The sequence below is a fragment of the Frateuria sp. genome, assembly GCF_035944355.1.
In the GTDB taxonomy this organism is placed as follows: Bacteria; Pseudomonadota; Gammaproteobacteria; order Xanthomonadales; family Rhodanobacteraceae; genus Frateuria_A.
Map to the genome: position 1 here is coordinate 248483 of NZ_DASZBH010000014.1, position 17499 is coordinate 265981.

Here is a 17499-nt window from a genome sequence, read left to right on the forward strand (position 1 = left end):
CGTGGCCAGGCCCGCAGCCTAGCGTGGGTCCGGCCGCGGCAGGGCTGAAATGCGTGTAAGGGTTTGCCGGTTCGCGGATGACGCGCGGGGTGGTCAGCCCCGCGCCTGCAACTCGCCGTTGTGCAGTTCGAGCGTGCGGTCCATCTTCGCCGCCAGGCGGTGGTCGTGGGTGACCAGGATGAAGCTGGTGCCGACTTCCCGGTTGAGCTCCAGCATCAGCTCGTAGACCTGCGCCGCGTTGCCCTCGTCGAGGTTGCCGGTGGGCTCGTCGCCGAGCACGCAGGCCGGGCGCGTGACCAGCGCACGCGCCACCGCGCAGCGCTGGCGCTCACCGCCGGAAAGTTCGGCCGGCTTGTGCTGCTCGCGCTTGCCCAGGCCCACCCGATCCAGCAGCACGCGCGCCTGGCGCTCGGCCTCGCCGATGGCCACGCCGCGGATCAGCAGCGGCATGCAGACGTTCTCCAGCGCGGTGAACTCCGGCAACAGATGGTGGAACTGGTAAATGAAGCCCAGCGAGCGGTTGCGCACGCGCCCGCGTTCGGCGTCGGAAAGCTTCGAAAGGATGCGCCCTTCCACCTCCACTTCGCCGCGGGTCAGCGTGTCCAGGCCGCCGATGATGTGCAGCAGCGTGCTCTTGCCCGAGCCCGACGCGCCGACGATGGCGAGCGTCTCGCCCCGCCGCAGGCTGAAGTTGACGTTGGTGAGCACCTCGGTCTTCAGGTCGCCTTCCTCGTAGGTCTTGGCGATCCCGCTGGCGCGCAGCACGATGTTGTCGGTCATGGTGGAGGGCTTATTCATAGCGCAGCGCCTGCGCCGGCTGCGTGCGCGAGGCGCGCCACGCGGGATAGAGCGTCGCCAGCAGCGAGAAGGCGAAGGTGACCAGCGTCACCCAGCCCACGTCGCTGGCCACCAGCTTGCTCGGGACCTCGCTGATGTAATAGACGTCCGGCGAGAGGAAGGTGATGCCGGTGAGGTGCTCGATCCACTTGATGATGACGGGAAGCTTCCACGACAGCAGCGAGCCGAAACCCACACCGAAGCCGATGCCGACCACGCCCACCAGCACGCCCTGCACCATGAACATGCCCATGATGCTCCGCGGCGTGGAACCGAGCGTGCGCAGGATCGCGATGTCGGCCTGCTTGTCGGTCACCAGCATCATCAGCATCGAGATCAGGTTGATCACCGCCACCAGGATGATCAGCGAGAGGATGATGAACATCACGTGCTTCTCCATCGAGATCGCGGAGAAGAAGTTGGCGTGGCTCTGCATCCAGGTCTGCACGACGTAGAGCTGGCCCAGGTCGTTGGCCAGTTCCCGGGCGACCGGGCCGGCGTTGAACATGTCGTCGAGCTTCAGGCGGACGCCGGTGGGGCCATCGAGGCTGTCCAGCTTTTCCGCGTCGCGCATGTTGATCAGCGCGAGATTGGAGTCGAACTCCTGCATGCCCAGCTCGAACACGCCCACCACGTGGAAACCGCGCAGGCGCGGCACGCTGCCCATCGGCGTGCCGCGGAACTGCGGCACGGCCATGGTCACCCGGTCGCCCACGGTCACGCCGAGCGTCAACGCCAGTTCCTTGCCCAGCACGATGTTCCAGCTGTCGGGCGTGAGCTCGTCCAGGCTGCCTTCGACCATGTGCGTGTTGATGTCCGAAACCTTCGGCTCCTGGCTGGGCTCGATGCCGCGCACCAGCGCGCCACTGGGGCGGCGCGCCTGCAGGAAGGCCTCCATTTCCACGTAGGGCGCTGCACCCTTAACGTGCGGGTTGGCCTCGGCGATCTTCACCGCGCGCGGCCAGTCCCGTACCGCCTCGCCGGGCAAGCCGGAGACGGTGGCATGCGAGATGGCGCCGAGGATGCGCGTGCGCAGCTCGGAATCGAACCCGTTCATCACCGACATCACCGTGATCAGCGCGGTCACGCTGATCGCAATGCAGACGATGGAGACGGTGGAGATGAAAGAAATGAACTGGTTGCGGCGCTTGGCGCGCGTGTAGCGCAGGCCGATGAACAGCTCGAGCGGTCGGAACATGGACGGTCGCTTTATCCGGTCTTGGGCGGGCCGCCCGAGGAAGCATTATCGGGCAATTGGACACGGATGCACGGCGAAAGTGCCGCGCCAGGCCGTGGACGCCGGGTTCGCCGCTACAGCCGGGCCGAAGATTCCGCTGGCCGCATGGCGGCCAGGCGCATGCGCAGGCGCCGGCGCAGGTCCGCGTCGCTGTTGTCGGGGGCAAGCAGCAGCACTTCCGTGCGCCCGGCGCTCTTGAGCCGCAACAGGACGCAGGTGCCCAGGACGCGGGACGAGGCCAGCACGGCGGGGCTTTCCTCGCGGGAGGCGCGATAGAGCGTCCAGGTTTCGCCGGCGAGGGCCACGCCCATGACGGACGAGCGCGAGGCGCGCCGCAGCGCGATCGCGACCAAGACGATCGACGCCAGCGCCATCGGCAGCTTCAACGCCCACGGCGCCCCGCTGCCGGCGATCGCGACCAGCACGAGCACGCCGATCGCCAGCAGCAGCTGCAGCAGCCGCCGCGAAGGCCGGTAGTCAAAGCCGATGGCGGGCGCGGATGTCATCGATGATCGCCTGCCAGTCGGCCCGCGGCGCCTGCGCGTGGCCCATGATCCAGTCCCACAGATCCGGATCCTGGGCGTCGAGCAGCTCGTCGAAGGCCTCGCGCGTAGCCGGCTCGGCGCCCGCGTAGCGCTCGTCCAGCCAGCCGCCCAGCAGCGCATCGAGTTCGCGGGTACCGCGGCGGGCACGCCAGCGCAGGCGGGAGAGGCTCATGGCGACGCGAGGCGCGAAGCGCCAGCCTTGGCTCCCTCTCCCCCTGCTCTAGTCAAAGATGGGGGAGAGGGTTGGGGTGAGGGGCGGGGCTGGCGAAAAAGGTGGCGCCAAGCCTCGACGCGTCTTGCTGGACGCGCGGGCGATGCGCTCTCCGGGTGTTCCGGCTGCATGGCGACGGCCCTGGTGGAAGTGTGTCGCAAGAGTGACCCCTCACCCCAGCCCTCTCCCCCATCTTTGACAAGAGCCAAGGGGAGAGGGAGCTAAAGGCGCGCGCTCTTACGAGCGGCGCTCCACCATCAGCTTCTTGATCTCCGCGATCGCCTTGGCGGGGTTGAGGCCCTTCGGACAAGTGCGCGCGCAGTTCATGATGGTGTGGCAACGGTAGAGCTTGAACGGGTCTTCCAGATCGTCCAGGCGCTCGCCGGTGGCTTCGTCGCGCGTATCGGCGATCCAGCGGTAGGCCTGCAGCAGGATGGCCGGGCCCAGGTAGCGGTCGCCGTTCCACCAGTAGCTCGGGCAGCTGGTCGAGCAGCAGGCGCACAGGATGCACTCGTAGTAGCCGTCCAGCTGTTTGCGGTCTTCCGGCGACTGCAGGCGTTCGCGCGCCGGCGCCGGGCTCTGCGTGCGAATCCACGGCTTGATCGAGGCGTACTGCGCGTAGAAGTGCGTCAGGTCCGGCACCAGGTCCTTGACCACCGGCATGTGCGGCAGCGGATAGATCGCCACTTCGCCGCCCTTGCAGTCGTCGATGGCCTTGGTGCAGGCCAGCGTGTTGGTGCCCTCGATGTTCATCGCGCACGAACCGCAGATGCCTTCGCGGCAGGAACGGCGCAACGTGAGCGTCGGGTCGATCTCGTTCTTGATCTTCAGCAGGGCGTCCAGAACCATCGGGCCGCACGAGGCCAGGTCCACCTCGTAGGTGTCGATGCGCGGGTTCTGGCCGTCGTCCGGGCTCCAGCGGTAGATCTTGAAGGTGCGCGGCTTCTTGGCGCCCTTCGCCGGATAGTGCTTGCCGGACTGGATCTTGGAATTCTTCGGTAGCGTGAACTCTGCCACGGTGACCTCACTTGGCCTGTGCGCTCATCCATGAGCGCGAGAAGCAAAAAGCGGCCATCCATGGCCGCACTCTCAAATTCAGTAAACGCGCTTCTTCGGCGGCACCACGTCGACTTCGTCGGTCAGCGTGTACATGTGCACCGGGCGGAAGTCGAAGCTGGTCTGGCCGGACTCGTCCACCTTGACCAGGGTGTGCTTCATCCATTGCGCATCGTCGCGCTCGGGGAAGTCCTCGCGCGCATGGGCGCCGCGGCTTTCCAGGCGCTGTTCGGCCGCGTGCATGGTGACCACCGCCTGTGCGAGCAGGTTGGACAGCTCCAGCGTCTCGATCAGGTCGGAGTTCCACACCAGCGAACGATCGGTGACGCTGACGTCCTTGAACGATTCGTAGACCTCGGAGATGCGGCGCTTGCCCTCGGCCAGCGTCTCGCCGGTGCGGAATACGGCGGCGTCCTTCTGCATGGTGCGCTGCATCTCCGCGCGGATCTGCGCGGTCGGCTTGCTGCCCTTGGCGTTGCGCAGGCCGTCGAAACGGGCCAGCGCCTTGTCCAGGATGCTCGCCGGCACGTCCTGATGCAGCGACCCGGGCTTGATCAGCTCGGCGCAACGGCCGGCCACGGCGCGGCCGAACACCACCAGGTCCAGCAGCGAATTGGAGCCCAGGCGGTTGGCGCCGTGCACCGAAACGCAGGCCGCCTCGCCGATGGCGAACAGGCCCGGCACCACGGCGTCGACGTCATCGCCCTTCTTCTGCACCACTTCGCCGTGGTAGTTGGTCGGGATGCCGCCCATGTTGTAGTGCACGGTCGGGATGACCGGGATCGGCTCGCGGGTCACGTCTACGCCGGCGAAGATGCGTGCCGACTCGGCGATGCCCGGCAGCCGCTCGTGGATCACGTCGGCGCCCAGGTGCATCAGGTTGAGGTGGATGTGGTCCTTGTGCTCGCCGACGCCGCGGCCTTCGCGGATCTCGATGGTCATCGCGCGGCTGACCACGTCGCGCGAGGCCAGGTCCTTGGCGCTGGGCGCGTAGCGCTCCATGAAGCGCTCGCCCTGGGAGTTGGTGAGGTAGCCGCCCTCGCCGCGCACGCCTTCGGTGATCAGGCAGCCGGCGCCGTAGATGCCGGTCGGGTGGAACTGCACGAACTCCATGTCCTGCAGCGCCAGGCCCGCGCGCAGCACCATGCCGCCGCCGTCGCCGGTGCAGGTGTGCGCCGAGGTGGCGCTGAAGTAGGCGCGGCCGTAGCCGCCGGTGGCCAGCACCACGGCATGGCCGCGGAAGAAGTGCAGCGTGCCCTCGTTCATGTCCAGCGCGAGCACGCCGCGGCAGACGCCCTGCTCGTCGAAGATCAGGTCGATCGCGAAGTATTCGATGAAGAACGCCGCGTCATGCGCCAGCGCCTGCTGGTAGAGCGTGTGCAGGATCGCGTGGCCGGTGCGGTCGGCGGCGGCGCAGGTGCGCTGCGCGGTGCCCTTGCCGTAATGCGTGGTCATGCCGCCGAACGGGCGCTGGTAGATCTTGCCCTCCTCGGTGCGCGAGAACGGCACGCCGTAGTGCTCCAGCTCGATGATCGCGGCCGGGGCCTCCTTGCACATGTACTCGATGGCGTCCTGGTCGCCGAGCCAGTCGGAGCCCTTGATGGTGTCGTAGTAGTGGAAGCGCCAGTCGTCCTCGCCCATGTTGCCGAGGGCCGCGGAGATGCCGCCCTGCGCCGCCACGGTGTGCGAGCGGGTCGGGAAGACCTTGGTGATGCAGGCGGCTTTCAGGCCCTTTTCGGCCAGGCCGAAGGTGGCGCGCAGGCCCGCGCCGCCGGCGCCGACCACGATCACGTCGTACTTGTGTTGCTGAACCTTGTAGGCTTCCATCGAACTTAAGCTCCCAGGGCGATGCGCAGCACCGCGAGCACGCCCGCCAGGGTGGCGAGCACGGCAACGAACTTGATCGCGATCAGCGACGCCGCTTCCTTCCAGCGGGTGTGCACGTAGTCCTCGATCACCACCTGCAGGCCGAGCACGGCGTGCCAGAACGCGGTGACCACGAAGGCGATCAGCAGCACGGCGTTCCACGGACGCGCGACCAGCTCACGGGCGGTGGCGTAGTCGGCGTGCAGCACGCGCAGCACCAGCGAGACCAGCCAGATGCCCAGGCCAACCAGCGCGACGGCGGTGACGCGCTGCACCCACCAATGGCTCACGCCGTGCTGGGCCGAGCCCAGGCCGCGGGCCTTCTTCAGCGGGTTGCGGTATTCCTTCGGATAGGCGCTCATGCCCCGGCCCCCAGTTTCAGCACGCAAGCCCACACCAGCGCCGTCAGAGCCAAGCTGACGATGATCGAGGCCCAGCTCGAGCGCACGAACTGCACGATCTCGTAGCCGTAGCCGCCGTCCTGGATCAGGTGCCGGATGCCGTTGCACAGGTGGTAGAACAGCGACCAGCTCCAGCCGATCAGCAGGATGATGCCGATCGGGCTTCCGACGAAGGCGGTGAAATGGCCGAAGCGCTCTTCGCCGCCGGCCAGCGCGATCAGCCCCCAGGCGACCAGCAGCATCCCCACGGACAGGGCCACGCCGGTGGCGCGATGCAGGATGGAAGTGACCATCTGCACCTGCCATCGATAGACGGAGAGATGGGGTGAAAGCGGTCGTCGCGTGTCTGCCATGGCGGCTGTCCGTGGTGTGGAATCGCTGGTGCCCGATCGCCCGCTTCCCATGCCCGTGCCGGCTCGCGCCGCCATGGGCGGATCAGAAGTCGATGCAGCGTCCGTTCTTTTCCCAGTCGCCGTAGCGGGTGGGATCCGGCGCCGGCCGCTCCGGTCGCGCCTCGCCCTGGACCGGTCGCGCGGGCGCGACGGGTTGCTCCGCGGGAACGGAAACAGGGGCGGATTCGGTCTGGGAGGAGGTCTCGGACATAAGTAAAGCCGCAGAAGCGTAATACGCGCTGACCGCGCAGCACAACCTTGACCGTCGGGCGAAAACCTGTCCGCACCTTGTCTTCACGGGCGCGTTCCCTTATCTCAGGCGCATGCCAAGCACCTACAACGCCGAGCTGGTCTCCCTCGAAGGCGCGGACGCGATCGCGTTCGCGCAAGCGCAATTCAGCAGCAACCTCGCCTCGCTCGCCGACGGCCAATGGCAATTCAGCGCCTGGCTCGATGCGCAGGGGCGGGTGCGTGCGTTGTTCCACCTGATGCGGCTGGATGAGCAGCGCTTGCGGTTACTGCTGCGTGGCGGGGAAGCCCAGGCGCTGGCCGCCGAACTGCAGCGCTACGTGTTCCGCGCCAAGGTGCGTGTGGCGGCGCTGCCGGTGCAGCAAGTGGCGACCACGACGGCCATGGCGCTGCAGGCCGTGGTGTCGCAGGAGGACACCCTTGTATTGGGATGCGGCTCACATGGCCTGAGGCTGGCCGCCGAGGGCGACGACGAGTGGCGCCTGCCGCAGCTTCGCGCCGGCTGGCCGTGGCTTGCGCCGGGAGCCGGCGGTGGCTTGCTGCCGGCCTGGCTGGATCTGGGGAAACTGGGCGCCACGGCGCTGGACAAGGGTTGCTATCCGGGCCAGGAGATCGTCGCGCGCATGCACTACCGCGGCGGCAGCAAGCGGCATCTGCATCACCTGCGGCTGTCGCGTGTGCTGGCGCCGGGCGACGTGCTGGAAGCGGACGGCCAGCCGGTGATCCAGTTGCTGGACGTGGTGCCGGCGGATGGAGCAGCCGAGGCGCTGGCGGTCGTGCACGACGACACGCAGGCGGGCCTGGCGGCCGGCGTGGAGGCAATCCACGGGAGCGGGGCCGTGTTCGTGCAAGCGGCCGATCTCTGACCGCCCTGCCCACCACGAAAGCACTCCTGCGGCGAGTGACGCCAGCGCGGCGGCATCACCCGTGTGGCCGTTCAGCCCAGATGCCTGGCGTAGACATGCTGGCTCTTCTGCCGCACGTAACCAATCCCTCGTAGAACGGGTGCGAGGCCTGGCGCTGCACGTTCGAACGCACCACCACGACCTCGAGGCCCTGCTCCCTGGCCCAGGCCTCCGCGGCGGCCACCAAGGTCCGTCCCACGCCAGCCCGGCGGCTCGCGCCATCGACCACCAGACCCGTGATCTCCACGCGCTCGCCCGCTTCCAGGCTCAGGCGCCGCTCGGCAGCGATCCAGCCGGCCATGCGTTCCGCTCCGTCGATCACGCGCACGCATTGGCGCGGGTCGCCGATCAGGCCGTGCAGCCGAGCGGCCATGGCGGTCGCGTCCACCGGATACCCCAGCTCGCCCGCCAGCCGCGCGATCTGCTGCGCATCGGCGGCGCGCGCCGCGCGCGGCGCGTTCACGCCAGCCGCGCGCCGTTGGGCACCGGCCGCTCCACCGTGGTGACGACCACGCCAGCGTCGGTATGGAACCCGGTCAGCAGGAACTGCGAGCGGAACGGGCCGATCTGCTTCTCGGGAAAGTTGAGCACGCCTACGATCTGCCTGCCGACCAGTTGCTCGGGCGAGTACAGCGCGGCGATCTGCGCGCTGGTCTTGCGCTCGCCATAGGGACCGAAGTCGGCCCACACCTTCCATGCCGGCTTGCGCGCCTCGGGAAAGGGCTCCACGCGCACGATGGTGCCGGCGACGATCAGCACCTTCTCGAAGTCCGCCCAACTGATCTCTTGCACGTCCGTCATCCTTCCAGCCTTGTCTTGAACCAGTCCTGCAATTCGGCCCGCCAGTAGCTCGCCTGCGCGGCCAGGAAGCCCAGCGGCCGGTGGGTCGACGCCAGGCCATAGTCGGCGAACTCGCGCCAGGCCGGATCGCCCTCGGCGATCGCCGCCGCCAGCAGCTCGCCCGCCGCGCAGGTCGAACTGAGGCCATGGCCGCCGAAGGCCTGCGCCCACCACAGGCCGTCCCCGCGTCCGCCGATCTGCGGCATCTGGTGGCGGGCGTAGCTCATCAGGCCGGACCAGGCGTAGTCGATGCGCGCCTGCTCAAGCTGCGGGAACACGCGCAGCAGGTCGCGCTGCAGCAACCGCTGCACGGCGTGCGGGGAACGGTCGAGCACCGAGATCCGGCCTCCCCACAGCAGCCGCGTATCCGGCAACGGCCGGTAGTAGTCGAAAGCGAAACGCGTGTCGTAGATGGCCGCGCGCGTGGCCAGGCAATCGGCCAGGCGATCGCCCAGCGGCTCGGTCACCATCACGTAGGTGGCGATCGGCAGGACCGCGCGGTCGATGCTGCGCTCCAGGCCCGCCAGGTAGCCTCCGCACGCCAGCACCACCTGCTCGGCAAGCACTTCGCCCGAAGCGGTCCGTACACGCCATCGATCGCCTACCCGCTGCAGTTGGCGTACGCCGCTGTGCTCATGGATGCGCACGCCCTGCCCCGCCGCGGCGGCAGCCAGGCCGATGGCATAGTTGAGCGGGTGCAGGTGCAGCGCGTCGCGCTCGAACAGGCCATCGTGGTAGCGCGTGCTGTGGATGCGCTCGCGAAGCTCGGCCTCCGGCAGCCACTCCCAGTCCGCGCCGTAGTGCTCGGCCAGCAACTGCTGGCGTGCGCGCAGCACGCCGGGGTCGCGGAACCAGTTGGCCCAGATCACGCCTGCGTCCACCGCATCGCAGGGAATCGCGTAGTCGGCGATCCGTCGACGGATGCGATGCACGCCCTCGATCGTGCGCTGGAACAGGGCACGCGCGCGCGCCTCGCCGAGTTGCCCGAGCAGGGCCTGCTCACCCAGCGAAAAGCCGGCGAACACGAAGCCGCCATTGCGCCCCGAAGCGCCATGGCCGATCTGCTCGCGCTCCAGCAGCAGCACGTCGCGCACGCCGCGCTCGGCCAGGCCCAATGTCGTATTGAGTCCGGCGAAGCCGCCGCCGACCACCACCACGCGCGCCTCCGTGGTGCCCTCGAGCGGGGCATACGGTGCGTACGGCATGGCCGTGGCGCGGTAGTAGGAGATGGCGGGCGAATGCGTCATGGCAAGGGCACGTCGGGCGACGGCCGAGCATATCGCAGGGCGTGCGGCGCCGTTCGAGCAGAAGGGCGTCGGCGTGCGACCGGCCGTCGTCGCGTGCCACTTGCAGGGCCGGCCGTGTGTGTCCGCCCGAAACGCCGGCTTCCCGGGAGGCCTGCGCCAGCCCTGCGACGCCTGGAGTGGAACGGGTCCTTGGCCGCCGCAGCGCTCTTCCCGAAAGGGGAAGAGCGCAAGTCGAGCGTTACAGCTGCGCGGCAAACTCGCGCACGACCGGCGCCAGCTTGGGATCCTGCATGGCCATGTGCATGGTGGCGCGCACCAGGCCGGCCTTGTTGCCGCAATCGAAGCGGGTGCCTTGGAAACGATACGCAAGCACCTTGCCCTGCTCCTTCAGCAAGGCCTCGATGGCGTCGGTGAGCTGGATCTCGCCGCCGGCGCCCGGTTCGGTCTGCTCCAGCAGCTCGAAGATGCGCCCGGGCAGCACGTAGCGTCCGACCACCGCGAGGTTGGACGGCGCATCGGCGGGCTTGGGCTTCTCCACCATGTAGCGGATGCGCGCGCTGCGTTCGTCCACCGGCTCGGCGTCGACGATGCCGTACTTGTCGGTCTGGTCATGCGGCACTTCCTCGACCGCGATGACGCCGGCATGTTCCGCCTCGGCCAGCGCGGCCATCTGCCCCAGCGCACCCTTGCCGCGGTTCCAGATCAGGTCGTCGGGAAGGATGATGCCGAACGGTTCGTTGCCGACCACCGGCTTGGCGCAGAGCACCGCATGGCCCAGGCCATGGGCCTCCGGCTGGGTGACGAAGACCGCGCGCACGTTGGACGGCAGGGTGCCCTGCACCAGGGCAAGCAGTTCGTCCTTGCCCTTTTCCTCCAGCTTGGCTTCCAGTTCGTACGCTTTGTCGAAATAGTCGGCAATGGCGTGCTTGTAGCGGTTGGTGACGAACACCAGCGTGTCGGCACCGGCGTCAACCGCTTCATCGACCGCGTACTGGATCAGCGGCTTGTCCAGCACCGGCAGCATCTCCTTGGCGACCACCTTGGTGGCCGGCAGGAAACGCGTGCCCAACCCGGCCACGGGAAACACCACTTTGCGCAACGGCTTGGTCACTCACTTCTCTCCTGTCTCGATACGGGCGGGTTCGGTACGCCGGAGCGACACCACGTTGTCCGGTTGCGCCGTATCGCTCCAGCGAAACGACGGCAACAGGCTGGACACGCACCGGCGCAGCTCATCCTCGTCGTAGGCCGCAGTGGCTTCGGCGGCCTTGTTGATCAGGGCCTGCAGCAGCTCCCAGGACACTTCGCGGTGTTGCGCGAGAAAGATCTTCGCGTGCGCGGTGGCGCTGTAGTTTTCCAACTGGTGGAACAGTTCCTCGAACAACTTTTCGCCGGCGCGCAGGCCGGTGTAGATGATCGGCACTTCGGTACCCGGCTTCTTTCCCGCCAGGCGGATCATCTGTTCGGCAAGATCGCGGATCTTCACCGGCTCGCCCATGTCCAGCGCGAAAATCTCGCCGCCTTGGCCCAGGCAGGAGGCCTGCAGGATCAGCTGGCAAGCCTCCGGAATCGTCATGAAGTAGCGAGTGATTTCCGGGTGCGTGATGGTGACGGGACCGCCGTCGCGAATCTGCTGGCGGAACAGCGGCACGACCGACCCGGCCGAGTCGAGCACGTTGCCGAACCGCACTGTGATGAAGTGGGTCTTCGACTGGGCGCTGAGGTTCTGGCAGTAGATTTCCGCCACGCGCTTGCAGGCGCCCATCACGCTGGTGGGATTGACCGCCTTGTCGGTGGAGATCAGCACGAAGCATTCGACCTGGAACTCGTTGGCCAGATCCGCCACGGTGCGGGTACCCAGCACGTTGTTGCGGAACGCGGCGCGCAGTTGCTTCTGCAGCATCGGCACGTGCTTGTACGCGGCCGCGTGGAAGACCACCTGCGGCCTGCTCTCGGCGAAGGCCTTCTGCATCGCCATGCGGTCGCCGCAGTCACACAGCACGCACTCCAGCAGCAACTCGGGATAATCGCTGCGCAGCTCCTTGCCGATTCGGTAAAGGTTGTACTCGCTCTGCTCCACGATGGTCAGCGCGTGCGCACCCAGTCGGGCGACCTGGCGACAGAGCTCCGAACCGATCGAGCCGCCGCCGCCGGTGACCAGCACGCGCCGGCCGGTCAGGGTTTCGCGGATCGCGGTCCAGTCCAGCTCGACGGCGTCGCGGCCGAGCAGGTCTTCGATTGCGACTTCCTTTATTTCATTGAACTGGGCGCGGCCGGCGACGACGTCTTCCAGCCTCGGTACCGTGCGGTATGGCAGGCCGGTCTGGTCGCACAGCTCCACCACGCGGCGCATTTCGCCCGTGGTGGCGGCAGGCAAGGCGATCAGCAGCATTTCGACCGCCGCCTCGCGCGCCAGCTCAGGCAGTTGGTCGATGCTGCCCAGCACCGGATGGCCGTTGATCGAGGCGCCTCGCAGACTGGTCTTGTCGTCGACGAAACCGATGACGCTGTAGGTGCCGTCCCGGCGCAGGTCGCGTGAAAGCGCCTCGCCCGCGCGGTCGGCGCCGACGATCAGCACGCGCCTGGAGGAGCGCGCATTGAACAGATCCAATCGGCTGTCCTTCCAGAACCGGTAGGCAAGGCGCGGCACGCCCAGCAGGAGGGTCAACGCCACCGGATAAAGCAGCAGCACCGATCGCGGCACGCCTTCCAGGCGTTCGTAGACGAACAGCGCCAGAGCGATGCCGAGCGCGCCACCTACCGCAGCCTTGAGGATGTTCCACAGGTCCGGCAGGCTGGCGAAGCGCCATACGCCCTTGTACAAGCCGGTCCAGGTGAAGATGAGCCCCTGGATCGCCAGCACGATGGGAAACTCGAGCGCATCGAAGCTGCTCCCCTGGCCCGGCGCGGTGGCATAGCGCAGTGCCTTGGCGATCCACCAGGCGAAGCCGGCCATCGCCAGGTCGTGTGCGACCACGGCGAAACGCGGGTGGATGAGTCCGATCCATTTACGGGGTGACATGACGGTCCTTCTGCGATGCACGCCGCACGCACCGGCGCTTGATGACGATCCATGTTGCGCCCGCTGCCGTATAGACGGCGAGACAGGCCGGCAATGCCATGGCGGGATGGAGCCTGGCGGCGAACGCCACGGGGGCGGCGAAAAGCAGGTTCCAACACAGGTACCACCCAGCCGCGCGCCTGTGCGTGCGGCCGGATCGTACCAGCCACTGGTAGAGATGCTCGCGATGCGGAGCGTACCAGCGCCTCCCGTGTAGGAAGCGGTTCAGCAAAGTCAAACTGGCATCGGCGATGAAGCTCGAACCCAGGATGAGGGCCGGCCAGAGCAGCGCCGGCTGGATGCGCCACAACATGGCCGCCAGCGCGAACAGGAGCAGGCCCACGCTGCCGCTCCCCACGTCGCCCATGAAGATGCGCGCGGGAGGACGGTTGTAGAACCAGAAGCCCAGGCAGGCCGCCGCGACGGCAAAGCCGGCGCCCGCCAGTGCGGGCTGCGCCACGCTCGCCGCCAGGCAGCCGATTCCGGCGGCCACCACGATGCCCTGCTGCGCCAGCAGGGCGTCGATGCCGTCCATGAAGTTGTGCAGGTTGATGCTCCAGCCGCCCGCCAGCACCAGCAACGGCCACCACCACCAGGAAAGGTCCGCACTGGCCAGCAGGGCCGCGCCGAACAGCCCAGTCGCCAGCAGCTGCACGCCGAGCCGCGGCCATTGCCGCAAGGGCCGGTGATCGTCCCACCAGCCGATCGCGGCCACCAGCAGCAGGGCAATTGCCAGCGCCGCCACCACCTGCACGGGCCACGCCCCAGGCAGGCTGCGGAGCACGCCCGGCAGTACGACCACACAAGCCGCCACGATGCCAATGCCGCCTCCGCGCGGCGTGGGCAGCGTGTGCGAGCGGCGCTGGCCCGGCTGGTCCAGCATGCCGCGCCGCCGCGCATAGGAAATCGCGATCCGCACCACTACCACCGCGAGCACCAGCGCGACCAGGCTCCATCCCAGCGACGTGGCGTATTCGGCGGAGCTCACTCGTTGGCGACGCCGTGGATGGGACGGATCGTGCTCCAGCCCTTGCAGCTGGGACACTGCCAATGATGGGCCTTGGCGCCGAAGCCGCAACGGCTGCAGCGATACATCGCCTGGCCTTCGAGCAGCTTGCGGGTGAGGTCGCGCAGGATCAGGAAGTTCTCCCGCGCTTCGCCCTCGATCTTGTCCATGGTCGCATCGATCAGGGCCATCAGGCCGCGCACCGAAGGCCGCTGGCGCAACTGCGAGGTCAGGAACTCGATGCCTGCACGCTCGCCATCGCGCTGGTTGTAGAGCTTGGTCAATGCGAGCACCGGCGAAATGCCGTGGTAGCGGGCGAGGATGTCGCGCAGGAAATGCTCGGCGCGCTCCATCTGGCCGGTGCGCGCGTAGCTGTTGAGCAGCGGCGGCAGGATCTCCGGCACGAAGGCGATGTCCGCGCCCACCGCCGCCTCGTACGCCGCGACCGCCTCGGCATGCTCGCCGGCCTCGGCATGCAGGCGGCCAGTGAGCATGAAGGCGCGCACGCAGTCGTCCTGGCACTCGAAGGCTTGCCGCAGATAGTCGCGCGCCTCGGCCAGCGCGCCATGCTGGCGGGCCTGTTCGGCCAGCTCGCAGTAGAACTGGGCGATCATGGGCGACTCGTCGTCGCCGGTCATGACTTCCAGGCGGCGCGCATGGTCGATCGCCTTGTGCCAGTCGCGCTCGTGCTGGTAGATCGCCACCAGGTGGCGCAACGCCGAAGGGGCGTGCGCATTCATCGCCACGAGGTCGGAGAACAGCGCCTCGGCGCGATCGAGCAGGCCCGCGCGCATGTAGTCCTCGCCCAGCTCGAGCAGGGCGACCGTCTTCATCGCCTCGGTCAGGCCCGGGCGGGAAACCAGGTGCTGGTGCAGGCGGATCGCGCGGTCCACCTCACCGCGGCGGCGGAACAGGTTGCCCAGCGCCAGGTGGGTTTCCACCGTGTCCCGGTTGTATTCGGCAAGCTTGAGGAAGACCTCGATCGCCTTGTCCTGCTCTTCGTTGAGCAGGTAGTTGAGGCCGCGGAAGTAATCGGATGAGAGCTCGCTGACCCGCATCCCGGAGCGATGCACCGCCGCCCGGCGGGCCGCGAACCATCCGCTGGCGAAGGCGGCCGGCACCAGCAGAACCAGCACGTAGAGAATGTTCATGCGCTGGCCGGCGACTTCCCGCTGGACCGGTGCCGCCGCAGCGCACGGCGATGACGCAGGCTCATGCCCAGCCAGGCCGTAAGCCCGCCCAGCAGCCAGCCGATCACCAGCGCGACCAGCAGGCCGGCGCCCTTGGGCAGCGCCACCCTGGCGAAGGCCAGGTCGTAGCTCACCGGATCGGCGTTGAGCGCGCCGACGATCACGCCGGCGACCACGAAGAGCGCGAGGATGAGCAAGGCAATCAATCGCATCGCACGACTTTACCCGAATCGGCTTGAACCGGCGACCGCACACGGGCAATAAAAGAGGCAGAACGGCTCGCGCCGCCTGCCTCGAAAAACACGCCAGGAACCGTAACCCCCGGTCGCGGTGCAATCAGGCCAGTTCGGCCATCAGCGCCAGGTTGACGCGCTCGCGCAACTCCTTGCCCGGCTTGAAATGCGGCACGTGCTTGCCCGGCAGGGCCACCGCTTCGCCGGTCTTGGGATTGCGCCCCATGCGCGGCGGCCGGTAGTGCAGCGCGAAGCTGCCGAAACCGCGGACCTCGATACGCTCGCCCTCGGCCAATGCATGGCTCATCTGCTCGATCACGCTCTTGACTGCGAGTTCGACGTCGCCAAACGCAAGGTGCGTCTGGCGCCTGGCCAGCGCCTCGATCAGTTCGGATTTGGTCATGGGTCCCCAATGTCCGTGACGTTAAACGGCGGGGCGGCTCGGCGCCGCCCCGCTTCGTACCTCAAGTCATTGTAATCCTAAAGGATTACTCGGACTTGTTGAGCTGCTCCTTGAGCAGCGCGCCCAGCTTGGTGGTGCCGCCGGAAGCGGAGCCGTACTCGGCCATCGCGTCATGCAGCTCTTCCTCGTCCTTGGCGCGGATCGAGAGCGCCAGCTGGCGACCCTTGCGGTCCATGCCGGTGAACTTGGCTTCCACCTTGTCGCCGACCTTCAGGTGCTGGGTGGCATCGTCGATGCGCTCCTTGGCGATGTCGTTGGCGCGCAGGTAACCCTCCACGCCCTCGCCCAGGTCGATCACCGCACCCTTGGCGTCCACTTCCTTCACCGTGCCGGTGACGATCGTGCCGCGCGGGTTGTTGGCCATGAACTGGCCGAACGGATCCTGCTCCATCTGCTTGATGCCCAGCGAGATGCGCTCGCGCTCCGGATCGACCGCCAGCACCACCGCCTCGATCTCGTCGCCCTTCTTGAAGTTGCGCACGAGGTCTTCGCCGGACGCCTGCCAGGAGATGTCGGACAGGTGGACCAGGCCGTCGATGCCGCCTTCCAGGCCGATGAAGATGCCGAAGTCGGTGATCGACTTGATCTGGCCGGACACCTTGTCGTTCTTCTTGTGCATGGCGGCGAACGCTTCCCACGGATTGGAACGCGTCTGCTTGATGCCCAGCGAGATGCGGCGACGCTCTTCGTCCACGTCCAGCACCATCACTTCGGTCTCGTCGCCGACCTGCACCACCTTGGCCGGATTGACGTTCTTGTTGGTCCAGTCCATCTCGGACACGTGCACCAGGCCTTCGACGCCCGGCTCGATCTCGACGAAGCAGCCGTAGTCGGTCACGTTCGAAACCTTGCCGAACAGGCGGCTGCCGACCGGGTAGCGACGCGAGATGTTGACCCACGGATCGTCGCCCAGCTGCTTGAGGCCCAGCGAGACGCGGTTGCGCTCGCGGTCGTACTTGAGTACGCGCACGTCCAGCTCGTCGCCGACGTTGACCACTTCGGACGGATGGCGCACGCGCTTCCACGCCATATCGGTGATGTGCAGCAGGCCGTCGATGCCGCCCAGGTCCACGAACGCGCCGTAGTCGGTGAGGTTCTTGACCGTGCCCTTGACCACCGCGCCTTCGGTCAGGCGCTCCAGCAGCTTCTCGCGCTCCTCGGAGAACTCGGTCTCGACGACGGCGCGGCGGCTGACCACCACGTTGTTGCGCTTGCGGTCCAGCTTGATGATCTTGAACTCGAGGTCCTTGCCCTCGAGGTACACCGGGTCACGCACCGGGCGCACGTCGACCAGCGAGCCCGGCAGGAACGCGCGGACGTCCTTGATGTCGACGGTGAAGCCGCCCTTGACCTTGCCGGAGATCTTGCCGGTGATGGTCTCTTCCTTGTCGAAAGCCTGCTCGAGGTCGTCCCACACCATCGAACGCTTGGCCTTCTCGCGGGAGAGCTTGGTCTCGCCGAAGCCGTCTTCCAGGGCATCGAGGGCAACCTTCACCTCGTCGCCCACCTGCACTTCCAGCGTGCCCTCTTCGTCCTTGAACTGCTCGATCGGGACGATGCCCTCGCTCTTGAGGCCGGCGTTGATCACGACGACGTCGTTGCGGATTTCCACAACGATGCCGGTGACGATGGCACCCGGCTTCAGCTTGGCGATGGCCTGCTGGCTCTGTTCAAACAGCTCGGCAAAACTTTCAGTCATGTTGATTCCAGAAATGAGAAAAGGCCGAAAGCCCCTTGTGCGCGCCGTCGGATGAAATGCG

The 17499-nt window shown here is 67.5% G+C and carries 20 protein-coding genes; 1 reads left to right on the forward strand and 19 read right to left on the reverse strand.

The features are described from left to right. Window positions 1-93: 93 nt before the first annotated feature. The 9 genes from lolD to VGU03_RS11730 all read right to left on the reverse strand — a co-directional run bounded on the left by lolD (window position 94) and on the right by VGU03_RS11730 (window position 6756). Window positions 94-798, reverse strand: a complete 705-nt coding sequence (lolD, locus tag VGU03_RS11690; RefSeq protein ID WP_327480684.1) for a lipoprotein-releasing ABC transporter ATP-binding protein LolD — start codon at window positions 796-798, stop codon at window positions 94-96. Further along, on the reverse strand, window positions 791-2035 hold the full coding sequence (locus VGU03_RS11695) for a lipoprotein-releasing ABC transporter permease subunit (protein WP_327480686.1): 1245 nt from the start codon (window positions 2033-2035) through the stop codon (window positions 791-793). The genes lolD and VGU03_RS11695 overlap by 8 nt, the downstream gene beginning before the upstream one ends. Window positions 2036-2148: 113 nt before the next feature. Continuing rightward, window positions 2149-2580 carry a protein YgfX gene (locus VGU03_RS11700; RefSeq protein WP_327480688.1) on the reverse strand — a complete coding sequence of 144 codons (432 nt, stop codon included), beginning with the start codon at window positions 2578-2580 and terminating at the stop codon, window positions 2149-2151. Beyond that, window positions 2552-2791 carry a succinate dehydrogenase assembly factor 2 gene (locus tag VGU03_RS11705; protein WP_327480690.1) on the reverse strand — a complete coding sequence of 80 codons (240 nt, stop codon included), beginning with the start codon at window positions 2789-2791 and terminating at the stop codon, window positions 2552-2554. The genes VGU03_RS11700 and VGU03_RS11705 overlap by 29 nt, the downstream gene beginning before the upstream one ends. Window positions 2792-3067: 276 nt before the next feature. Next, on the reverse strand, window positions 3068-3847 hold the full coding sequence (locus VGU03_RS11710) for a succinate dehydrogenase iron-sulfur subunit (RefSeq protein WP_327474871.1): 780 nt from the start codon (window positions 3845-3847) through the stop codon (window positions 3068-3070). A gap of 78 nt (window positions 3848-3925) precedes the next feature. Further along, window positions 3926-5713, reverse strand: a complete 1788-nt coding sequence (gene sdhA / locus VGU03_RS11715) for a succinate dehydrogenase flavoprotein subunit (protein ID WP_327480692.1) — start codon at window positions 5711-5713, stop codon at window positions 3926-3928. Window positions 5714-5718: 5 nt separating this feature from the next. After that, entirely contained in the window at window positions 5719-6114 is a 396-nt protein-coding gene (gene sdhD, locus VGU03_RS11720) for a succinate dehydrogenase, hydrophobic membrane anchor protein (RefSeq protein ID WP_327480694.1), read from the reverse strand. Next, window positions 6111-6506 carry a succinate dehydrogenase, cytochrome b556 subunit gene (sdhC, locus tag VGU03_RS11725; RefSeq protein ID WP_327480696.1) on the reverse strand — a complete coding sequence of 132 codons (396 nt, stop codon included), beginning with the start codon at window positions 6504-6506 and terminating at the stop codon, window positions 6111-6113. The genes sdhD and sdhC overlap by 4 nt, the downstream gene beginning before the upstream one ends. 82 nt (window positions 6507-6588) lie before the next feature. After that, window positions 6589-6756 carry a DUF1674 domain-containing protein gene (locus VGU03_RS11730; RefSeq protein WP_327480698.1) on the reverse strand — a complete coding sequence of 56 codons (168 nt, stop codon included), beginning with the start codon at window positions 6754-6756 and terminating at the stop codon, window positions 6589-6591. Window positions 6757-6868: 112 nt separating this feature from the next. Here VGU03_RS11730 and VGU03_RS11735 point away from each other — a divergent pair, with 112 nt between their 5' ends. Then, complete coding sequence (locus VGU03_RS11735) at window positions 6869-7660, forward strand: folate-binding protein (RefSeq protein WP_327480700.1); 792 nt, start codon at window positions 6869-6871, stop codon at window positions 7658-7660. Window positions 7661-7715: 55 nt separating this feature from the next. Here the strand turns inward: VGU03_RS11735 and VGU03_RS11740 are convergent, their stop codons facing one another. From VGU03_RS11740 to rpsA, 10 genes are all read right to left on the reverse strand, one after another. Further along, entirely contained in the window at window positions 7716-8162 is a 447-nt protein-coding gene (locus tag VGU03_RS11740) for a GNAT family N-acetyltransferase (RefSeq protein ID WP_327480702.1), read from the reverse strand. After that, the gene (locus VGU03_RS11745; RefSeq protein ID WP_327480704.1) at window positions 8159-8500 is read right to left on the reverse strand and encodes a tRNA-binding protein; all 342 of its coding nucleotides are present in this window, start codon (window positions 8498-8500) and stop codon (window positions 8159-8161) included. The genes VGU03_RS11740 and VGU03_RS11745 overlap by 4 nt, the downstream gene beginning before the upstream one ends. Next, window positions 8497-9786, reverse strand: a complete 1290-nt coding sequence (locus VGU03_RS11750; RefSeq protein WP_327480706.1) for an FAD-binding oxidoreductase — start codon at window positions 9784-9786, stop codon at window positions 8497-8499. The genes VGU03_RS11745 and VGU03_RS11750 overlap by 4 nt, the downstream gene beginning before the upstream one ends. Before the next feature lie 238 nt (window positions 9787-10024). Further along, entirely contained in the window at window positions 10025-10897 is an 873-nt protein-coding gene (gene galU / locus VGU03_RS11755; protein ID WP_327480708.1) for a UTP--glucose-1-phosphate uridylyltransferase GalU, read from the reverse strand. Continuing rightward, entirely contained in the window at window positions 10898-12808 is a 1911-nt protein-coding gene (locus VGU03_RS11760) for a nucleoside-diphosphate sugar epimerase/dehydratase (protein ID WP_327480710.1), read from the reverse strand. Beyond that, window positions 12795-13835, reverse strand: a complete 1041-nt coding sequence (locus VGU03_RS11765; RefSeq protein WP_327480712.1) for a glycosyltransferase family 4 protein — start codon at window positions 13833-13835, stop codon at window positions 12795-12797. Before VGU03_RS11765 ends, VGU03_RS11760 begins: the two co-directional genes overlap by 14 nt. Beyond that, window positions 13832-15004, reverse strand: coding sequence for a lipopolysaccharide assembly protein LapB (gene lapB / locus VGU03_RS11770; RefSeq protein WP_327480714.1), 1173 nt, complete (start codon window positions 15002-15004; stop codon window positions 13832-13834). Before lapB ends, VGU03_RS11765 begins: the two co-directional genes overlap by 4 nt. Next, window positions 15001-15255, reverse strand: a complete 255-nt coding sequence (locus VGU03_RS11775; RefSeq protein ID WP_327480716.1) for a lipopolysaccharide assembly protein LapA domain-containing protein — start codon at window positions 15253-15255, stop codon at window positions 15001-15003. The genes lapB and VGU03_RS11775 overlap by 4 nt, the downstream gene beginning before the upstream one ends. 124 nt (window positions 15256-15379) lie before the next feature. Then, a complete protein-coding gene (locus VGU03_RS11780; RefSeq protein WP_327474847.1) occupies window positions 15380-15679 on the reverse strand; it encodes an integration host factor subunit beta in 300 nt (99 codons plus the stop codon). Window positions 15680-15764: 85 nt separating this feature from the next. After that, the gene (gene rpsA, locus VGU03_RS11785) at window positions 15765-17438 is read right to left on the reverse strand and encodes a 30S ribosomal protein S1 (RefSeq protein ID WP_327480718.1); all 1674 of its coding nucleotides are present in this window, start codon (window positions 17436-17438) and stop codon (window positions 15765-15767) included. Between the last annotated feature and the right edge of the window lie 61 nt (window positions 17439-17499).

Coding starts and splice junctions, on each gene's coding strand:
- lolD (WP_327480684.1), bottom strand. CDS start 798: ATGAATAAGCCCTCCACCATGACCGACAACATCGTGCTGCGCGCCAGC.
- VGU03_RS11695 (WP_327480686.1), bottom strand. CDS start 2,035: ATGTTCCGACCGCTCGAGCTGTTCATCGGCCTGCGCTACACGCGCGCC.
- VGU03_RS11700 (WP_327480688.1), bottom strand. CDS start 2,580: ATGACATCCGCGCCCGCCATCGGCTTTGACTACCGGCCTTCGCGGCGG.
- VGU03_RS11705 (WP_327480690.1), bottom strand. CDS start 2,791: ATGAGCCTCTCCCGCCTGCGCTGGCGTGCCCGCCGCGGTACCCGCGAA.
- sdhA (WP_327480692.1), bottom strand. CDS start 5,713: ATGGAAGCCTACAAGGTTCAGCAACACAAGTACGACGTGATCGTGGTC.
- sdhD (WP_327480694.1), bottom strand. CDS start 6,114: ATGAGCGCCTATCCGAAGGAATACCGCAACCCGCTGAAGAAGGCCCGC.
- sdhC (WP_327480696.1), bottom strand. CDS start 6,506: ATGGCAGACACGCGACGACCGCTTTCACCCCATCTCTCCGTCTATCGA.
- VGU03_RS11730 (WP_327480698.1), bottom strand. CDS start 6,756: ATGTCCGAGACCTCCTCCCAGACCGAATCCGCCCCTGTTTCCGTTCCC.
- VGU03_RS11735 (WP_327480700.1), top strand. CDS start 6,869: ATGCCAAGCACCTACAACGCCGAGCTGGTCTCCCTCGAAGGCGCGGAC.
- VGU03_RS11745 (WP_327480704.1), bottom strand. CDS start 8,500: ATGACGGACGTGCAAGAGATCAGTTGGGCGGACTTCGAGAAGGTGCTG.
- VGU03_RS11750 (WP_327480706.1), bottom strand. CDS start 9,786: ATGACGCATTCGCCCGCCATCTCCTACTACCGCGCCACGGCCATGCCG.
- VGU03_RS11760 (WP_327480710.1), bottom strand. CDS start 12,808: ATGTCACCCCGTAAATGGATCGGACTCATCCACCCGCGTTTCGCCGTG.
- lapB (WP_327480714.1), bottom strand. CDS start 15,004: ATGAACATTCTCTACGTGCTGGTTCTGCTGGTGCCGGCCGCCTTCGCC.
- VGU03_RS11775 (WP_327480716.1), bottom strand. CDS start 15,255: ATGCGATTGATTGCCTTGCTCATCCTCGCGCTCTTCGTGGTCGCCGGC.
- VGU03_RS11780 (WP_327474847.1), bottom strand. CDS start 15,679: ATGACCAAATCCGAACTGATCGAGGCGCTGGCCAGGCGCCAGACGCAC.
- rpsA (WP_327480718.1), bottom strand. CDS start 17,438: ATGACTGAAAGTTTTGCCGAGCTGTTTGAACAGAGCCAGCAGGCCATC.